A 15,184-nucleotide genomic window follows, 5' to 3' on the forward strand; every position below is an offset into this window, starting at 1 on the left:
GTGATGCGACTTCGTACGCTGACGGCACTGGCCGGCACCCTGGCCCTCTGTCTGACGGGGTGCGCCGGGAGCGGCTCCGCCGGGTCCTCCTCGCACACGGTGACGTACTGGCTGTGGGACTCCAACCAGCAGCCCGCCTACCAGGCCTGCGCCAAGGACTTCGAGCGGCGGAACCCCGGACTGCACGTGAAGATCACCCAGTTGGGCTGGGACGACTACTGGACCAAGCTCACCGCGAGCTTCATCGCGGGCACCGAGCCGGACGTGTTCACCGACCACATCCAGAAGTTCGGCCAGTTCGCCGACCTCAAGGTCCTCGAACCCCTCGACGACCTGGGCATCGACGACTCCGCCTACCAGCCCGGGCTCGCGGCCAACTGGTTGGGCCAGGACGGCCACCGCTACGGCGCCCCCAAGGACTGGGACACCGTCGCCCTCTTCTACAACAAGAAGATGACCGACGCGGCCGGGCTCACCGCGGCGCAGTTGAACGACCTGGCGTGGAACCCGAAGGACGGCGGCACCTTCGAGAAGGTCATCGCCCACCTCACGGTCGACAAGAACGGCAAGCGGGGTGACGAACCCGGCTTCGACAAGAACAACGTCAAGGTGTACGGCCTCGCCACCAACGGCGGCGGGGACGGCGACGGCCAGACCCAGTGGAGCAACTTCACCGCCTCCGCCGGGTGGAGCTACACCGACAAGAAGCGCTGGGGCACCAAGTACCGGTACGACAGTCCTGTCTTCCAGTCCGCCGTCGAGTGGTACTTCGGACTGGCGAGGAAGGGCTACATGGCGCCCTTCACCGACTACAACTCCCAGTCCAACCAGGCCAACACCCAGGTCGCGGCGGGCAAGGCGGCGACCGCTTTCGACGGGGCCTGGATGATCTCGACGTACGCCGGGTTCAAGGGCCTCGACATGCGCACCGCCGTCACCCCCGAGGGCCCCACCGGCAAGCGCGCGACCATGATGAACGGTCTCGCCGACTCCATCACCAAGAACGCCCGCAACAAGGAGGGCGCGCGCAAGTGGGTGCAGTACCTGGCGTCGGACGAGTGCCAGAAGACGGTCGGCGGTTACGGCGTCGTCTTCCCGGCCACACCTGACGGCACCGCCGCCGCCGTGGCCGCCTACAGGAAGAAGGGGATCGACGTCACCGCCTTCACCGAGCCGGTGGCCGACAAGAAGGACTTCACGACCTTCTCCTACCCCATCACCAACTACGCGGCGGACGTCTACGCGTTGATGCACCCCGCCATGCAGGACATCTTCGGCAACGGCAAGTCCGTGAGCGGCCTCGACCAGACCAACGACCAGATCAACCTGATCCTCTCGCAGTGATCCCGCGACCAGTGAAGGGCACGCACTTCATGACGTTCTCCCTCGGCATCGTCGGCGCCGGCCAGTTCTCCGGCCAGTTCGCCACGCTGTTCCAGGCCCACCCCGGTGTCGGCGACGTGTACGTCACCGACCTGCTGCCCGAACGGGCCGAGCAGCTCGCCTCGGCGCAGGGCCTGGCCGGCACCTTCCCCACGTACGAGGCCATGCTGGAGTCGAAGGAGGTCGACGCGGTCGCGATCTTCACCCAGCGCTGGACGCACGGCCCTCTGGTGCTCCAGGGCCTGAACGCCGGCAAGCACGTGTACTCCGCGGTCCCCATGGCCATCACCACCGAGGAGATAGCGGCGATCATCGACGCGGTCCGGGCGACCGGGCTGACGTACATGATGGGCGAGACCAGCCAGTACAACCCGGCGACCGTGCACGCCCGCAACCAGATCGCCGAGGGTGCCTTCGGGCGGCTCTTCTACGCCGAGGGCGACTACGTCCACGACATGGACCTGGGGTTCTACGATGCGTACCAGTACAGCGGCGGCGAGAAGTGGAAGGAGACCGCCAGCTATCCCCCGCTGCTCTACCCCACGCACTCGGTGGGCGGGGTGCTCGGCGCCTGGCAGACGCACGCGGTGAGCGTGTCGGCGATCGGTGTGGTCGACGACCGCGGGGACGGGGTGTTCGACAAGGAGGTCAGCCAGTTCGGCAACGACTTCTCCAACGCGACCGCGCTGTTCGAGGTGGCGGGCGGCGGGTCGTTCCGCACGAACGAGTTCCGGCGGGTCGGCTACCCGTCCCACATCCGGGAGTCGCGTTTCCGGTTCTTCGGGACGGAGGCGAGCATGGAGCAGCTCGCCACGGTGGCCCTGTGGCAGGACAAGAAGGGCGTGAAGGACATCAGCGAACTCTTGGAGCCCAAGCCCACCATGGCTCCTGACGACCCGTCACTTCAGCACATCGCGCCGGACCTGCGGGCCGCGTTCACGTCCGGGTCGGCGCCGGTGCACGACCGGGCGCGGCTGCCCCGGTCGTTCGACAACCTGCACAACGGCCACGAGGGCAGCCACCACTTCCTGGTGGACGACTTCGTGACCGCGGTCAACACGCGCACCCTGTCGTCGGTGAACGCCTGGGTGGCGGCCCGCTACACCCTGCCGGGCATCGTCGCGCACGACTCGGCGCGGCAGGGTGGAGCCAGGCTGGAGATCCCGGACTTCGGGGACGCGCCCGAGGCGTGAGCGTGCCGTCGCGCCGGGCGCCTGGTGTCTCAGGTGCCCGGCTTGCGGCCGTACACGAAGACGTCGTCGCCCTTCTTCAGCAGCGACCAGTACTTCTTGGCGTCCTTCGGGGTCATGTTGGTGCAGCCGTGCGAGCCGGGCGGGTTCCACATGCTGAGGTTCACCGAGTGGAAGGCCTGGCCGCCGTCGAAGAACTGGCTGTAGGGCATCGGCACGTGGTAGATCGACGAGACGTGGTCGATGTCACGCCAGTAGATCTTCTTCAGGCCGGTGCGGGTCTCGTAGCCGTCGCGGCCGGTGCGAACCGGGACGGGGCCGTAGACGAGCCGGTCGCCGTCCTGGATCCAGCTGAGCTGGAGCGTGAGGTTCACACAGGCGATGCGGCCCTTGTTCGTCGGGCACTTGCCGTCCCGGTTCGGGTTGCTGCCGACGGCCTTCTGCTTGTTCATCAGGTCCATCACGCCCCAGGTGACGGATCCCGCGTAGCCGATGTTCGGTGTGATGCCGTGCTTGGTCTGGAAGGCCTTGATCGCCTTGCAGTCGGCGGTGGACTGCCTGCCGTCGACCGGACGGCCGAGGAACTTCTCCACCTTCTTCTGGTACGGCCCCGCCTGCGTGGTGCAGCTCGCCGCCTGCGCGGGCGCGGCGCCCATCGCGATGGTCAGCGGAGCGACGAGCCCGGTGATCCCGAGTACGACGGCACCCCGTCTGCGTATGTCCCCCATGGTCCTGTCCCCTTCGTAAGGTCCTGCGATCTCTAACCAGCTAGACGGGTGTGCCTGCCCGATCGTTGTACCGCCAGGCCCGCTGGGACGGAACGGTGACAAAGCTCACGACACCGTGCCGCGGTCCGGATGGACCGCCGCGTGAAAACCGGTGTTCACCGCGGTGAGGCCGCCGTCGACGACCAGTGCGGTGCCGGTGATCCACGCCGCGTCGGCGGAGGCGAGGAAAGCGACCGCGGCGGCGATGTCCTCGGGCTCGCCGACCCGGCCGAGGGGATACAGCCGCCGCATCTCGGTGAGCTCGCTCTCCCGCCCTTCCCACGCGGAGGTGCGGACCGTGCCCGGGACGACCAGGTTGACGCGCACCCCGCGGGCGGCCGCGTGCCCGGCGAGGGTACGGGTCAGGGAGCCGAGGCCCGCCTTGGCCGCGCTGTAGGCGTGGTTGCCGAAGTCCTGGAGGCCGTTGACGGAACCGATGTTCACGATCGCGCCGCGTCCGGAGGCGACCAGGTGCGGCAGCGCGGCTCGAGAGCAGCGGTACGGCCCGCTCAGGGTGATGTCCAGGTCCCGCGCCCACTCGTCGTCGGAGTCGTCCTCGAACAGCGGGGTCTGCGGGGTGCACCGGGCGGCGCAGTTGACCAGGACGTCGAGGGAGCCGAACGCCTCCACGGAGTGGGCGACCGCCGCCTCCACGGCCGTACGGTCCGCCACGTCGCACTCCGACGCCCGTGCGGTGAGGCCCTGTTCACGCAGACCCGCCGCCGTCTCCTCGACCACCTGCCCGTCGCGGTCGGTCAGCACGACCCGCGCCCTCTCCTCGGCGAGCCGGCGGGCCACCGCCGCGCCGATCCCGCGGGCGGCGCCGGTGACCAGGGCCACGTGTCCCTCGAAGCGCATGGTGTGGGTCATGCGCCGAACATAGCCCCTCGGTGATCCACCGGGCGGATACCGTGCGTCCATGTCCGCGTTCATACAGCAACTGCCCGCGCTCATCGGCGTCGTCATCGGCGCACTCGGTTCCTACCTGGCGGTCGTGCGGGGCGACCGGGTGCGGTTCCAGCGGGAGCAGGCGGCCCGGTGGGAGGACCGCAAGTTCGCGGTGTACGCCGAGTACGCGCGGGCGTTGAAAAGGTCCGTCACGCTGACCTACCGGGTCGCCGCCCACTTCGGCAACGACCCGCACCCGCACCCCTTGACGCCCCAGGAGGCCGAGCCGCAGCTGGCCGAGGCGACGATCGCACGGGATCCGGCCGGGGAGGCGCTGATCCTGCTCGGCAGCCCCACGGTGGTGGAGCGGGCCCGGACCTGGGTCGTCACCGTGATGGAGATGGAGGCCTTCCTGCGCGCGCAGACACGTGACCCGGCCGCGTGGCAGGCCCTGATGGAGCGGCAGCGCGCCGGACGCGAGGGGTACTACCGGGCCGTCCGGGAGGATCTCGCACTGCCCCCGGGCCACTCGGCGCGCTGGGCCCTGCCGTCGAGCGGCACACCGCCTCAGCGGTAACCGGTCACGTCCGCCGGCTTTCCCGCGTCCTGGACCTCGACCAGATAGCGCCAGGCGTCGGGGCGGCTGCCGTCGAGGTCCGTGAACCCGTACGTCCGGGCCAGCGAGCCGCTGTCGAGGGACTGGCCGTTCCAGCGGGCCACGTCGGCGTCGGCGGCCAGCGCGGCGACGGCGCGGCCCACGTAGCGCGGGGTCTCCGAGATCGCGAAGTGGGGAACCTGGTCGAGGGCGTCACGCCAGTTGTCCTCCCGGACGCCGAAATGGTCGAGCATCATCTCCGAGCGCAGCCAGCCCGGCGTGAGGGCCAGGGCGGTGGCGCCGCGCGGGCCGAGTTCGTGGCCGAGGGCGAAGGCCATGCGGATGACGGAGGTCTTGGCGAGGTCGTAGAAGAAGGAGACGCGGTAGTTCTCGCGGTTGTAGGCGTCGGTTCCGTCGGTCATCTCGACGACCAGGCCGCCGGGCCGGCGCAGCAGCAGTGGCAGGGCGTGGTGGCTGGTGATCGCGTGGGTCTCGATCGCGAGCCTGAGCAGCCGGAGGCCGTTGTCGAGGTCGTGCTCCCACAGCGGGCTGTCCCACGCGAAGAGGTGCTCGCCGCCCCAGATGTCGTTGACGAGGACGTCGAGGCGGCCCTGCTCGTCGGCGATCCGGTCGACGAGCGCGCGGACCTGCGCGGGGTCGAGGTGGTCGGTGGGTACGGCGACGCCGTGGCCGCCGGCCGCGGTGACGAGGTCCGCGGTGTCCTCGATGGTCTCGGGGCGGTCGTACTCGGAGCGGCGGGCGCGGGTGCTGCGTCCGGTGACGTAGACGGTGGCGCCCGCCGCTCCCAGTTCGACGGCGATCCCGCGTCCGGCTCCGCGTGTGGCTCCGGCGACCAGTGCGACCTTGCCCTGCAGCGGCTGTGACATGTCCGACCTCCCGTTGTGCACGATGTCTCGTCGAGCATCGCCGGGAAGCCGGACACCCTCTGTCGTGATTTAGGGGAGGGTCACCCGGTCGCGCCGAGTTTCTCGTCCAGGGTGGCCAGATCCGGCAGGAACCAGATGTGGCCGCCCTGGTTCGTCTCGTGGACGAAGTCCCTGAGGGCCGTGCTCTCGTCGACGTGCCGGGTGACGTCACCTACGACCGCCAGCCGGACCCGGTAGGTCACGAACTTCTGCATCACCGCGCCCGCGACGCCCGACCGCAGCCGGAAGAACTCCTCGGCGACCCGTGCCACGGGTACGGCGACCACCTGGGCGTCGCGGCCCATGGCGTCGCCGATCAGGTCGAGGGCCGCCCGCTCGCCGTCCAGCGGGGGGCCGTCGGGGGCGCAGTGCAGGACGTTCACGCCGTGCAGGTGGACGACGTCGTCCGTGGCAACGGGCGATCCGTTGCTGTCAGTGGCCACGGTTGATCCATTCCTGCAGGTGCGGGGCCTCGGCGCCGATCGTCGTGGGGTCGCCGTGGCCGGTGAGGACCTTCGTCTCGGGCGGCAGGGCCAGCAGCCGGTCGCGGATCGAGTCGATGATCGTCGGGAAGTGGGAGTACGAGCGGCCGGTGGCGCCCGGTCCGCCCTGGAAGAGGGTGTCACCGGTGAAGACGGTGCCGAGTCCGGGGTCGTAGAGGCAGACCGCGCCCGGCGCGTGGCCCGGGGTGTGCAGCACCTGGAGGTCGATGCCCGCGGCCTCGATGACCTGGCCGTCGCGCAGATGGGCGTCCGGGTCGCGGTCGGGGTGGGTCTGCTTCCACAGCGGCAGGTCGTCGGGGTGCAGCCAGATCGTGGCGCCGGTGCGCTCGGCGAGGGCGGGCGCGGCGTCGATGTGGTCGTTGTGGGCGTGGGTGCAGACGATCGCGGTCAGCCTGCGGTCGCCCACGGCCTCGAGGATGGCGTCGGCGTCGTGGGCCGCGTCGATGACGATCACCTCGTGGTCGTCGCCGACGATCCAGACGTTGTTGTCGACGTCCCAGGTGCCACCGTCGAGGCTGAACTGCCCTGAGGTGACGAGGCGTTCGATGCGGGCGGCCATCAGAGCACCACCACCGAGCGCAGGACGTCGCCGTGGTGCATGCGCTCGAACGCCTTCTCCACCTCGTCGAGTTGGATGGTCTCGGTCACGAACGCCTCCAGGTCCAGGCGGCCTTGCAGATGCAGGTCGATCAGCATGGGGAAGTCGCGGGAGGGCAGGCAGTCGCCGTACCAGGACGACTTGAGCGAGCCGCCGCGCCCGAAGACGTCGAGGAGCGGCAGCTCCAGCTTCATCTCGGGGGTGGGCACGCCGACGAGGACGACCGTGCCGGCGAGGTCGCGGGCGTAGAAGGCCTGCTGGTACGTCTCCGGGCGGCCGACCGCCTCGATGACGACGTCGGCGCCGAAGCCGCCGGTCAGTTCACGGATCGCCTCGACCGGGTCCGCGTCCTTCGAGTTGACGGTGTGGGTCGCGCCCATGGTGCGGGCCTTCTCCAACTTCCGGTCGTCGATGTCCACGGCGATGATCTTCGCCGCGCCCGCGAGGTTCGAGCCGGCGATCGCCGCGTCACCGACCCCACCGCAGCCGATGACGGCGACGGTGTCGCCCCGGCCGACGTTCCCCGTGTTGATCGCGGCGCCGATGCCGGCCATCACTCCGCAGCCCAGGAGCCCTGCGACCGCGGCGGAGACCGACGGGTCGACCTTGGTGCACTGTCCCGCGGCGACCAGCGTCTTCTCGGCGAAGGCGCCGATGCCCAGGGCGGGCGAGAGCTCGGTACCGTCCGTCAGGCTCATCTTCTGCTTGGCGTTGTGCGTGTTGAAGCAGTACCAGGGGCGACCGCGCAGACAGGCCCGGCAATTGCCGCACACGGCACGCCAGTTGAGGATGACGAAGTCGCCGGGCGCGACGTCGGTCACCCCCTCGCCGACCGACTCCACGACACCGGCGGCCTCGTGGCCGAGCAGGAAGGGGAAGTCGTCGTTGATCCCGCCCTGCTTGTAGTGCAGGTCGGTGTGGCAGACCCCGCAGGCCTGCACCTGGACCACGGCCTCGCCCGGACCCGGGTCCGGCACCACGATCGTCTCGACTCGCACCGGCTCGTCCTTGCCGGGTGCGATCACTCCGCGTACCTCCTGCGCCATGGCCTGACCCCTTCTGTCGCCCGGTGTACGTCCCTCCGACCCTACGCGTGACTGATCAGTAACGGCACCGGTTCCAGGCCAGGGCGATACCCCCGGGTGGTAGGAGGCACGCCGTGACGGGAACGGCATCCTCTCTCCTGCGCCGGGAGAGCCCGGACGTAGCCTGAAGGCTCCCACGCCGTCAGGTTCCGAAGGAGCACCGTGAGCAGCACCGAGACGGAGACAGGGCCGGCGACCTGGCGGCTGCTCCTCGGATACGTACGGCCGCACCGGTGGACCCTGCTCCTGGGAGCCGTGCTCTCGCTCCTGACGGGTGGCACCGGTCTGCTGCTTCCGCTGGTGGCCCGGGAGTTGATCGACGACCTGTCCCACGACCGCGCGATCACCGGCGCGTTGTTCGTCATGTCGGTGCTGGTGATCGCCAACGCGGCGGTGGGCGCGCTGGGTTCGTACGTGCTGCGGCGCACCGCGGAGTCGGTGGTGCTGGGCGCGCGGCGGACGCTGTCGTCGTATCTGCTGCGTCTGCGCATCACGGCCGTGGACCGCACGGAGCCCGGCGACCTGATGGCACGCATCACCTCGGACACCACGCTGCTGCGCGAGGTGACCACCGACTCCCTCGTGGGCCTGGGGACCGGCGGGCTCACGCTGGTGGCGACCGTGGTGATGATGGGCCTGGTCGATCCGGTGCTGCTGGGCGTCACGCTGGCCGTGATCCTGGCCGCGGGCACCGTCCTCGGTGTGATCGTGCCGCGCATCAACCGGGCGAGCCGCCAGGCCCAGGACGCTGTCGGCGTGATGGGCGCCGCGCTGGAACGCATCCTCGGCGCGCTGCGCACGGTGAAGGCGTCCGGCGCCGAGCACCGGGAGGAGCGGACGCTGCACGCGGCGGCCGAGGAGTCCTGGCGGCAGAGCGTGCGAGCGGCCAAGTGGTCGGCGGCCGCGGGCAACACGGCGGGGCTCGCGATGCAGATCGCGTTCATCACGGTGCTCGCGGTGGGCGGCGCGCGGGTCGCCACCGGGGCCGTCGACGTCGGCACGCTGGTCGCGTTCCTGCTGTACGTGTTCTATCTGATGTCGCCGATCCAGCAGGTGGTGGGGGCGATCACGCAGTACCAGACCGGGGCCGCGGCCCTCGCCCGCATCCAGGAGGCGCTGCGGCTGCCCGCCGAACCGGCCGCGCCACCCGCGCCGTTGCCGGCCGACGGTGCCGCGCCGGCTGCCGTCGCCTTCACGGACGTCCGGTTCCGGTACGCCGAGGATCTGCCGTACGTCCATCACGGGGTGACGTTCGAGGTGCCCGCGCGGGGCATGACGGCGTTCGTCGGGCCGTCGGGGGCGGGCAAGACGACGGTGTTCTCGCTGATCGAGCGGTTCTACGACCCCGAGGCCGGGGTCGTGACGCTGGACGGGCGCGACCTCGCGGAGTGGGAGCTACCCCGGCTCCGGTCCGCGATCGGGTACGTGGAGCAGGACGCGCCCGTCCTGTCGGGGTCGCTGCGGGAGAACCTGCTGCTCGGCAACCCGGAGGCGGACGAGGACGCACTGGCGCGCGCGCTGAGGACGACCCGGCTCGACGGTCTGGTGGCCAAGCTGCCCAGCGGGTTGGAGACACTGGTCGGGCACCGGGGGACCAAGCTGTCCGGCGGTGAGCGGCAGCGGGTGGCGATCGCCCGGGCACTGCTGCGGCGGCCCCGGCTGCTGCTCCTCGACGAGGCCACGTCCCAGCTGGACGCGGTGAACGAGGCGGCCCTGCGGGACACGGTGGCGGACGTGGCGCGTACGACCACGGTGCTGGTCGTCGCGCACCGGCTGTCCACGGTGACGATGGCGGACCGGATCGTGGTCATGGACGCGGGGCGCGTGCGCGCGGTGGGGACGCACCGGGAACTGGTCGACGGGGATCCGTTGTACGCGGAACTCGCGGCGACGCAGTTCCTCGCCACCGCGTAGAGGGCCGCCCGGTGATCCGGACGGCCCTCGGTTCTCCGCGCGGGACGATCAGTGGACGGCCGGCACCAGCCCGGTGACGGGGGCGACGAGTCCGGTGACCTGGCCGAGCTGGTTCAGGTCGTTGACGCGGTTGAGGCCGGCGAGCTGCCGGGAGACCGGCGGGATCTCGTCCCTGTGCTCCGCGGGGATGTCGCTCATCGCGAGCGAGTCGAGCACGGCGATCGGGTTGAGCCCGGCGTCCGGGGCGGCCGCGTCGGCCGCGTTCGCGAGGGGGGCGGTGAGGCCGGTGACGCCGACGGCGAGACCGACGGCGGCAACGATACGTCGAGTTGAGATCATGTTTTCAGCAACGCGGGCGGAGGTCCGGCGGACACGGCCGGCCCACACCCCTCACTCGTCAGGCGGAGCGCCCGGTCTGCGCTTGCCGTGGCCGCCGGGGCGGAGGAGTCTCGAAGAAACAGCCCCACGCGACCCGCTCCTCGTCGGGCCGCGGCCCTCGAAGGAGGTCATCATGGGCACCGCGGCAAGCTCCGGCTTCAGCACCGAAACCCTCCGCAGCGTCATCGAAGGAGACTCCGCGGCGAATCTCCTGTCGCTCTACGCGGACGACGCCGAGATACGCGTCGTGGACCGCAACAGCCAGCCCAGCCACCCCACAGTGCTGCACGGCAGGGACCAGATCAGCGCGATGCTCGACGACGTCTACAGCCGCGACATGACGCACAAGATGGAACAGTGCGTCATCGACGGCGACCACGTCGCCTTCAGCGAGTCCTGCCGGTACTCCGACGGGGTGCGCGTCCTGTCCGAGTCGATGCTGACGCTCCGGGACGGCAAGATCGTCGAGCAGACCACGATCCAGGCCTGGGACGAGTAGCGGGGAAGCGCCGAAGGTCCAGCTCACCACCCCCCCCCACCGACCTGGACCTTCCCGGCGCGCCGCCCGGCGCGTCGGTTAATGTGATGTTCGGACCGTGACTGGCGCTGAGGTGGAGCACCACCGTGGAGCGGTCCGCACACCCGATGCCGTGCGCCTGGGCGATTCCTTCGATCGACTCAGGAGTGGATCATGTCCCAGGCACGGCTCATGGACGGCACCGCGCTCGCCAAGCGCATCGTGGAGGACACCGCCGAGCGCGCGGCCGATCTCACTCGGCGCACGGGACAGGCGCCCTGTCTCGCGACGGTGCTGGTCGGCGAGGACCCCGCCTCCGTCACCTATGTCCGTATGAAGCGCAACCGCTGCCGCACCGCCGGCATCGAGTCGCGGCACGTGGAGCTGCCCGCGGCCACCACCACCGAGGAACTGGTGGGCACCTTGCGGGAGTTGTCGGTCGACCCCACCGTGCACGGCATCCTGCTCCAGCACCCGATGGGTCCGCACATCGACGAGCGGGCCGCGTTCGAGGCGATCGCCCCGCAGAAGGACGTCGACGGGGTCACCTTCGCCTCCTTCGCGACGATGAGCTTCGGGCTGCCGGGCTTCGTGTCGTGCACCCCCGGCGGGATCATGCGGCTGCTCGACGAGTACGGCGTCGACCCGGCCGGGAAGCGGGCCGTGGTCGTGGGCCGCAGCGCGATCCTCGGCAAGCCGGCCGGCATGCTGCTGCTCGCCCGGGACGCCACGGTGACCTACTGCCACTCCCGTACGGCGGACCTGTCGGCGGCCGTACGGGAGGCGGACATCGTGGTCGCCGCGGTGGGCCGGCCCCGGTTGATCCGGGGCCAGGACATCAAGCCCGGTGCTGTCGTCGTCGACGCCGGCTACAACGCGGGCAACGTCGGTGACGTCGACTTCGACTCCGCGGTGGAGCGGGCCTCGCTGATCACGCCGGTGCCGGGCGGGGTCGGTCCGATGACCATCGCCACGCTGCTGGAGCAGACGGTGACAGCAGCGGAGGCGGCCGCCCGGCAGGGCTAGGTCAGCTCAGTGTCCACTTCTGGTTGGCCTGGCCGTTGCACGTCCACAGCACCATCTGGGTGCCGTTGGCCGTGCCCGCGTCGTAGGCGTCCAGGCAGAGACCGGCGTTGACGTTGGTGATCGTGCCGTCGCCGTTCACGTTCCACTTCTGGTTGTTCTGGCCGTTGCAGTCCCAGATCACGACCTTGGTGCCGTCGGTCGTGCCGAGGTTGTAGGCGTCCAGGCACTTGTTGCCGTACACCACGAGTTCCTTGCGGGAGGTGTAGGTCCACTGCTGGTTCTGGCCGCCGTTGCAGTCCCACAGCTCGGCCTGGGTGCCGTTGCCGATGGTGTTGTCGTAGACGTCCAGGCAGCGGCCTGACTGGGTGCCGACGGCGAGGGTGCTGTTGGTGCCGGGCAGCGGGCGGACCGTGATGTCGGCGAGGGTCGGGGCTCCCGTGAAGACCAGCGTGTTCGAGGAGCCCTTGGACAGACCGACCTGGACCGAGACGGTGCCCTGGGTGGAGCCGGTGGGCGGGAAGGAGACGGTGGTCGTGCCCTGGCCGTTGACCTTGAGGGTCGCGGTGCGGGCCGTCGAGGTGTTGTTGGTGTAGGCGACGTCGACGGTCTTGATCCCGGTGCTCCCGGCGGCCACCGCGGAGAAGCTCGACGTGCCCGTGTAGGTGCTGCTCGCGGCCTCGGTGCCGCCGGTGACCTTGAGCATCACCGAGCCGCCCGCCGGGACGCCGGTGGTGTAACCAGTCCCGTACGAGCCGATGTCGGAGCGCGTCCACAGGTCACGGACGGTCGCGTTGGCGTTGGTCAGGCCCAGGTCGGACCAGCGGACGGTGAAGTTCTGCGCGGAGGAGGTGCGGTTGAGCAGCACGACCGCGCGGTTGCCGGTGCCGGACAGGACCTTGCCGTAGACCTGGAGTCCGGTGGTGTCCTCGGCGACCTTGACGCCCTGGAGGCCGCGCGGGTCCTGGTCGACGCCGATGACCTCGGGGTTCTTGAGGATGTTCACGGTCTCGGTGGTCATGGTGGCCAGGTTGTTGCCGGCCAGGAGGGGGGCTCCCGAGATGGCCCACAGGTTCATGTGGGTGCGGTTCTGGGCGGCGGTGAAGCCGTCCATGCCGACCATCAGCATGTCCGGGTCGTTGTAGTAGCCGGTGTGCTGGGCGGTGGGGTGGAGGTTGCGGTCGTAGTTGGTCAGCAGATTCGTCATCGACGGCTTGTTGCCGTAGAGGATGATGTCGTCGTTGGTCCGCCACATCGCGCCCTGCCCCGGCGCCCAGTTCCACGGGTTCTGCCGGCCCCAGTTGCACAGCGACAGGGTCATCGGACGGCCGGTCGTGGTCGTGGCCTTGGTGATCGCGTCACTGATCGCCTGGTACGTGGTCTTCGCGTCGAGTCCCTCGGCGTCACCGCCGCACCAGTCGACCTTCACGAAGTCGAAGCCCCACTGCGAGAACTGGAGCATGTCCTGGTCGTAGTGGCCCTCGCTGCCGGAACCGGGGGCGGCGGGGCGGCCCGTCGGGTAGTAGTAGCCGCAGCCGTCCTTGCCCGCGTCGGTGTAGATACCCGCCTTGAGGCCCTTGCCGTGGATGTAGTCGGCGATGGCCTTCATGCCGCCGGGCCACTCGGACTCGTCGACGGTGATGTTCCCGGCGCTGTCGCGGGTGCCCTGCCACCAGCCCTCGTCGATGTTGATGTACTTGTATCCCGCCGCCGGGAGACCTGACGCGACGAACGCGTCGACCTGCGTCTTGATCACGCTGTAGTCGATCTTCGCGGCGAAGCTGTTCCACGACGCCCAGCCCATCGGCGCCGCGGGCACCGGTATCTGCCGGGTCGTCGCGGCCTGCGCGGGGTTCGGCTGGGCGAAGAGCAGCGCGGCGGTGGCGGTGAGGGCCAGGACGAGCGCGCGGACGGCCGCGGCTCGGAGACGTTCTGCGAGACCTCTGCGGGTCGTTCGCGGCGGGGGGTACATGTGGCTCCTTCTAGCGGGGGGCGCCAAGCGCGATCGATATACCGAACGCGGGCCGGTGCTTCGAACGCCGTGCGCGCCGAAGCTAGGGCCACGGGAGGGGGAAGTCAACGGATGCGACAGGAGTGAAGTGGCCGATGTGAACGGGTCGTTCGCACGGGACGTCGAGCCCCGGCGCCATACTGTCGGGCGTGCGAGTAGCGATCATGACAGCGGGTTCCCGGGGCGATGTGGCCCCCTTCACGGGGTTGGGGCACGGTCTGGCGCGGGTCGGGCACGAGGTCACCCTGGTCACCCACGGGCGCTTCGAACCGCTCGCGAGACGGGCCGGCATCGGCTTCCACGCCCTGCCGGTCGACCCCCGCGCCGAGCTGGAGTCCTCGCGCGGGCGGGCCCTGCACCGCAGCACGACCGGCGTGGGCAAGCTGGTCCGGGTGGTCTCGATGGCGCGGGCGCTGGCCGTGGAGATGGCCGACGACCTGGTGGCCGCCGCCCGCGCGAGCGACGCGCTGCTGCTGTCCGGCTCGGTGGCCCCGCTGGGCCACGCCGTCGCCGAGGGCCTGGGCCTGCCGAGTCTGGGCCTCAATCTCCAACCCCTCGCGCCCACCCGGGAGTTCGCGCCGCCCATGCTGGGCATCGGCTCCTGGGGCCGCCTGGGCAACCGGGTCGCCGGGCTGGGCCTGAACCTGGCCGTGGAACAGGTCTTCGCCGCGGCCCTCCCACCGGTCCGGGCCCGGTTGGGCCTGCCGCCCACGAGGCCGACCGCGGCACTGCGCACCCGTGAACGACAGGGCTGGCCGGTCCTGCACGGCTTCAGCCCACGGGTGGTCGCCCGGCCCCGCGACTGGCGGTCAGGACTCGACGTGGCGGGCTACTGGTGGCCCTACGACGGCGACGCGCGGCTCCCCGACGACCTGCTGAGCTTCGTCGAGGCCGGCCCGCCCCCGGTGTTCGTGGGTCTGGGCAGCGCGACCGTGCCCGACCCCGCGCGGGTCAGCGCCGAGATCGTGCGGGCGCTGCGCGGGGCCGGTCTGCGCGGGGTGATCCAGCACGGCTGGGCGGGTCTGTCGGCGACGGGTGACGACATGCTGACCGTCGACGAGGTGCCGCACTCCGCGCTCTTCCCGCGGATGGCGGCGGTGGTCCACCACGCGGGTGCCGGCACGACGGCGGCGGGCCTGCGCGCCGGGGTTCCGGCGGTACCGGTACCGATCCAGTTCGACGAGAGCTTCTGGGCGGCGAGGCTGGTGGCGCTGGGCGTGGCGCCGGGTGCCGTGCCGCTGAGGCGGCTGAGCGCCGACACGCTGGCGGCGGCCCTGCTCCGGGTCACGCGGGACGCGGAGTACCGGGAGCGGGCGCGGGCGCTCGGGGCGCGCATCCGCGAGGAGGACGGTGTGACGCCGGTACTGGAGGCGGTGGACAGGCTCTGAGGCACATGTGAGCCGGTC

At 70.6% G+C, this 15,184-nt stretch carries 15 protein-coding genes and 1 riboswitch; of the genes, 7 read left to right on the forward strand and 8 right to left on the reverse strand.

Features of this window, described 5'->3' with window-relative positions; translation table 11 throughout:
* The first annotated feature begins 3 nt into the window (after positions 1 to 3).
* Together ABZ098_RS28565 and ABZ098_RS28570 are read left to right on the forward strand one after the other, a co-directional pair.
* Positions 4 to 1,344: a sugar ABC transporter substrate-binding protein gene (locus ABZ098_RS28565; protein ID WP_356595894.1), complete on the forward strand. Its 1,341-nt coding sequence runs from the start codon at positions 4 to 6 to the stop codon at positions 1,342 to 1,344.
* A 29-nt stretch (positions 1,345 to 1,373) separates the two neighbouring features.
* Positions 1,374 to 2,576, forward strand: coding sequence for a Gfo/Idh/MocA family oxidoreductase (locus ABZ098_RS28570; protein WP_356596079.1), 1,203 nt, complete (start codon positions 1,374 to 1,376; stop codon positions 2,574 to 2,576).
* A 29-nt stretch (positions 2,577 to 2,605) separates the two neighbouring features.
* Here ABZ098_RS28570 and ABZ098_RS28575 read toward each other — a convergent pair whose 3' ends face one another.
* Positions 2,606 to 3,301 carry a L,D-transpeptidase family protein gene (locus tag ABZ098_RS28575; protein ID WP_356595896.1) on the reverse strand — a complete coding sequence of 232 codons (696 nt, stop codon included), beginning with the start codon at positions 3,299 to 3,301 and terminating at the stop codon, positions 2,606 to 2,608.
* 105 nt (positions 3,302 to 3,406) lie between these two features.
* The gene (locus tag ABZ098_RS28580) at positions 3,407 to 4,210 is read right to left on the reverse strand and encodes an SDR family NAD(P)-dependent oxidoreductase (protein ID WP_356595898.1); all 804 of its coding nucleotides are present in this window, start codon (positions 4,208 to 4,210) and stop codon (positions 3,407 to 3,409) included.
* 49 nt (positions 4,211 to 4,259) lie between these two features.
* Here ABZ098_RS28580 and ABZ098_RS28585 point away from each other — a divergent pair, with 49 nt between their 5' ends.
* Complete coding sequence (locus ABZ098_RS28585) at positions 4,260 to 4,805, forward strand: hypothetical protein (protein ID WP_356595900.1); 546 nt, start codon at positions 4,260 to 4,262, stop codon at positions 4,803 to 4,805.
* Here the strand turns inward: ABZ098_RS28585 and ABZ098_RS28590 are convergent.
* The 4 genes from ABZ098_RS28590 to ABZ098_RS28605 form a co-directional block, all read right to left on the reverse strand.
* Positions 4,796 to 5,710: an SDR family oxidoreductase gene (locus ABZ098_RS28590; RefSeq protein WP_356595902.1), complete on the reverse strand. Its 915-nt coding sequence runs from the start codon at positions 5,708 to 5,710 to the stop codon at positions 4,796 to 4,798. The two genes, ABZ098_RS28585 and ABZ098_RS28590, sit on opposite strands and share 10 nt — an antisense overlap.
* Before the next feature lie 80 nt (positions 5,711 to 5,790).
* The gene (locus tag ABZ098_RS28595; protein ID WP_356595903.1) at positions 5,791 to 6,192 is read right to left on the reverse strand and encodes a DUF4180 domain-containing protein; all 402 of its coding nucleotides are present in this window, start codon (positions 6,190 to 6,192) and stop codon (positions 5,791 to 5,793) included.
* Positions 6,182 to 6,811 (reverse strand): MBL fold metallo-hydrolase, encoded by a 630-nt coding sequence (locus tag ABZ098_RS28600; protein WP_356595905.1) that lies wholly within the window; start codon positions 6,809 to 6,811, stop codon positions 6,182 to 6,184. Before ABZ098_RS28600 ends, ABZ098_RS28595 begins: the two co-directional genes overlap by 11 nt.
* On the reverse strand, positions 6,811 to 7,896 hold the full coding sequence (locus ABZ098_RS28605; RefSeq protein ID WP_356595907.1) for an S-(hydroxymethyl)mycothiol dehydrogenase: 1,086 nt from the start codon (positions 7,894 to 7,896) through the stop codon (positions 6,811 to 6,813). Before ABZ098_RS28605 ends, ABZ098_RS28600 begins: the two co-directional genes overlap by 1 nt.
* Positions 7,897 to 8,097: 201 nt before the next feature.
* Between ABZ098_RS28605 and ABZ098_RS28610 the strand changes: the two genes are divergently transcribed.
* Positions 8,098 to 9,849 carry an ABC transporter ATP-binding protein gene (locus ABZ098_RS28610; protein ID WP_356595909.1) on the forward strand — a complete coding sequence of 584 codons (1,752 nt, stop codon included), beginning with the start codon at positions 8,098 to 8,100 and terminating at the stop codon, positions 9,847 to 9,849.
* 48 nt (positions 9,850 to 9,897) lie between these two features.
* Here the strand turns inward: ABZ098_RS28610 and ABZ098_RS28615 are convergent, their stop codons facing one another.
* Positions 9,898 to 10,188, reverse strand: a complete 291-nt coding sequence (locus tag ABZ098_RS28615; RefSeq protein WP_356595911.1) for a hypothetical protein — start codon at positions 10,186 to 10,188, stop codon at positions 9,898 to 9,900.
* Positions 10,189 to 10,360: 172 nt separating this feature from the next.
* On the opposite strand from ABZ098_RS28615, the gene ABZ098_RS28620 reads away from it, so the two are divergent.
* Both ABZ098_RS28620 and ABZ098_RS28625 read left to right on the forward strand, forming a co-directional pair.
* The gene (locus ABZ098_RS28620; RefSeq protein ID WP_356595913.1) at positions 10,361 to 10,726 is read left to right on the forward strand and encodes a nuclear transport factor 2 family protein; all 366 of its coding nucleotides are present in this window, start codon (positions 10,361 to 10,363) and stop codon (positions 10,724 to 10,726) included.
* Between the two features lie 87 nt (positions 10,727 to 10,813).
* Positions 10,814 to 10,896: riboswitch (ZMP/ZTP riboswitch) on the forward strand.
* 22 nt (positions 10,897 to 10,918) lie between these two features.
* Positions 10,919 to 11,770 carry a bifunctional 5,10-methylenetetrahydrofolate dehydrogenase/5,10-methenyltetrahydrofolate cyclohydrolase gene (locus ABZ098_RS28625; protein ID WP_356595915.1) on the forward strand — a complete coding sequence of 284 codons (852 nt, stop codon included), beginning with the start codon at positions 10,919 to 10,921 and terminating at the stop codon, positions 11,768 to 11,770.
* Between the two features lies 1 nt (position 11,771).
* Here ABZ098_RS28625 and ABZ098_RS28630 read toward each other — a convergent pair whose 3' ends face one another.
* A complete protein-coding gene (locus ABZ098_RS28630; RefSeq protein WP_356595917.1) occupies positions 11,772 to 13,739 on the reverse strand; it encodes a ricin-type beta-trefoil lectin domain protein in 1,968 nt (655 codons plus the stop codon).
* Positions 13,740 to 13,942: 203 nt separating this feature from the next.
* On the opposite strand from ABZ098_RS28630, the gene ABZ098_RS28635 reads away from it, so the two are divergent.
* Positions 13,943 to 15,166, forward strand: a complete 1,224-nt coding sequence (locus ABZ098_RS28635; RefSeq protein ID WP_356595919.1) for a glycosyltransferase — start codon at positions 13,943 to 13,945, stop codon at positions 15,164 to 15,166.
* Positions 15,167 to 15,184: the final 18 nt, after the last annotated feature.

This window comes from Streptomyces sp. NPDC006335 (genome assembly GCF_040612795.1).
Classification (GTDB): Bacteria; Actinomycetota; Actinomycetes; order Streptomycetales; family Streptomycetaceae; genus Streptomyces.

Excerpts from the sequence above, each read along its gene's own strand:
- ABZ098_RS28565 (WP_356595894.1), top strand. The coding sequence starts at position 4 with ATGCGACTTCGTACGCTGACGGCACTGGCCGGCACCCTGGCCCTCTGT.
- ABZ098_RS28570 (WP_356596079.1), top strand. The coding sequence starts at position 1,374 with ATGACGTTCTCCCTCGGCATCGTCGGCGCCGGCCAGTTCTCCGGCCAG.
- ABZ098_RS28575 (WP_356595896.1), bottom strand. The coding sequence starts at position 3,301 with ATGGGGGACATACGCAGACGGGGTGCCGTCGTACTCGGGATCACCGGG.
- ABZ098_RS28580 (WP_356595898.1), bottom strand. The coding sequence starts at position 4,210 with ATGACCCACACCATGCGCTTCGAGGGACACGTGGCCCTGGTCACCGGC.
- ABZ098_RS28585 (WP_356595900.1), top strand. The coding sequence starts at position 4,260 with ATGTCCGCGTTCATACAGCAACTGCCCGCGCTCATCGGCGTCGTCATC.
- ABZ098_RS28590 (WP_356595902.1), bottom strand. The coding sequence starts at position 5,710 with ATGTCACAGCCGCTGCAGGGCAAGGTCGCACTGGTCGCCGGAGCCACA.
- ABZ098_RS28600 (WP_356595905.1), bottom strand. The coding sequence starts at position 6,811 with ATGGCCGCCCGCATCGAACGCCTCGTCACCTCAGGGCAGTTCAGCCTC.
- ABZ098_RS28605 (WP_356595907.1), bottom strand. The coding sequence starts at position 7,896 with ATGGCGCAGGAGGTACGCGGAGTGATCGCACCCGGCAAGGACGAGCCG.
- ABZ098_RS28615 (WP_356595911.1), bottom strand. The coding sequence starts at position 10,188 with ATGATCTCAACTCGACGTATCGTTGCCGCCGTCGGTCTCGCCGTCGGC.
- ABZ098_RS28620 (WP_356595913.1), top strand. The coding sequence starts at position 10,361 with ATGGGCACCGCGGCAAGCTCCGGCTTCAGCACCGAAACCCTCCGCAGC.
- ABZ098_RS28625 (WP_356595915.1), top strand. The coding sequence starts at position 10,919 with ATGTCCCAGGCACGGCTCATGGACGGCACCGCGCTCGCCAAGCGCATC.
- ABZ098_RS28630 (WP_356595917.1), bottom strand. The coding sequence starts at position 13,739 with ATGTACCCCCCGCCGCGAACGACCCGCAGAGGTCTCGCAGAACGTCTC.
- ABZ098_RS28635 (WP_356595919.1), top strand. The coding sequence starts at position 13,943 with ATGACAGCGGGTTCCCGGGGCGATGTGGCCCCCTTCACGGGGTTGGGG.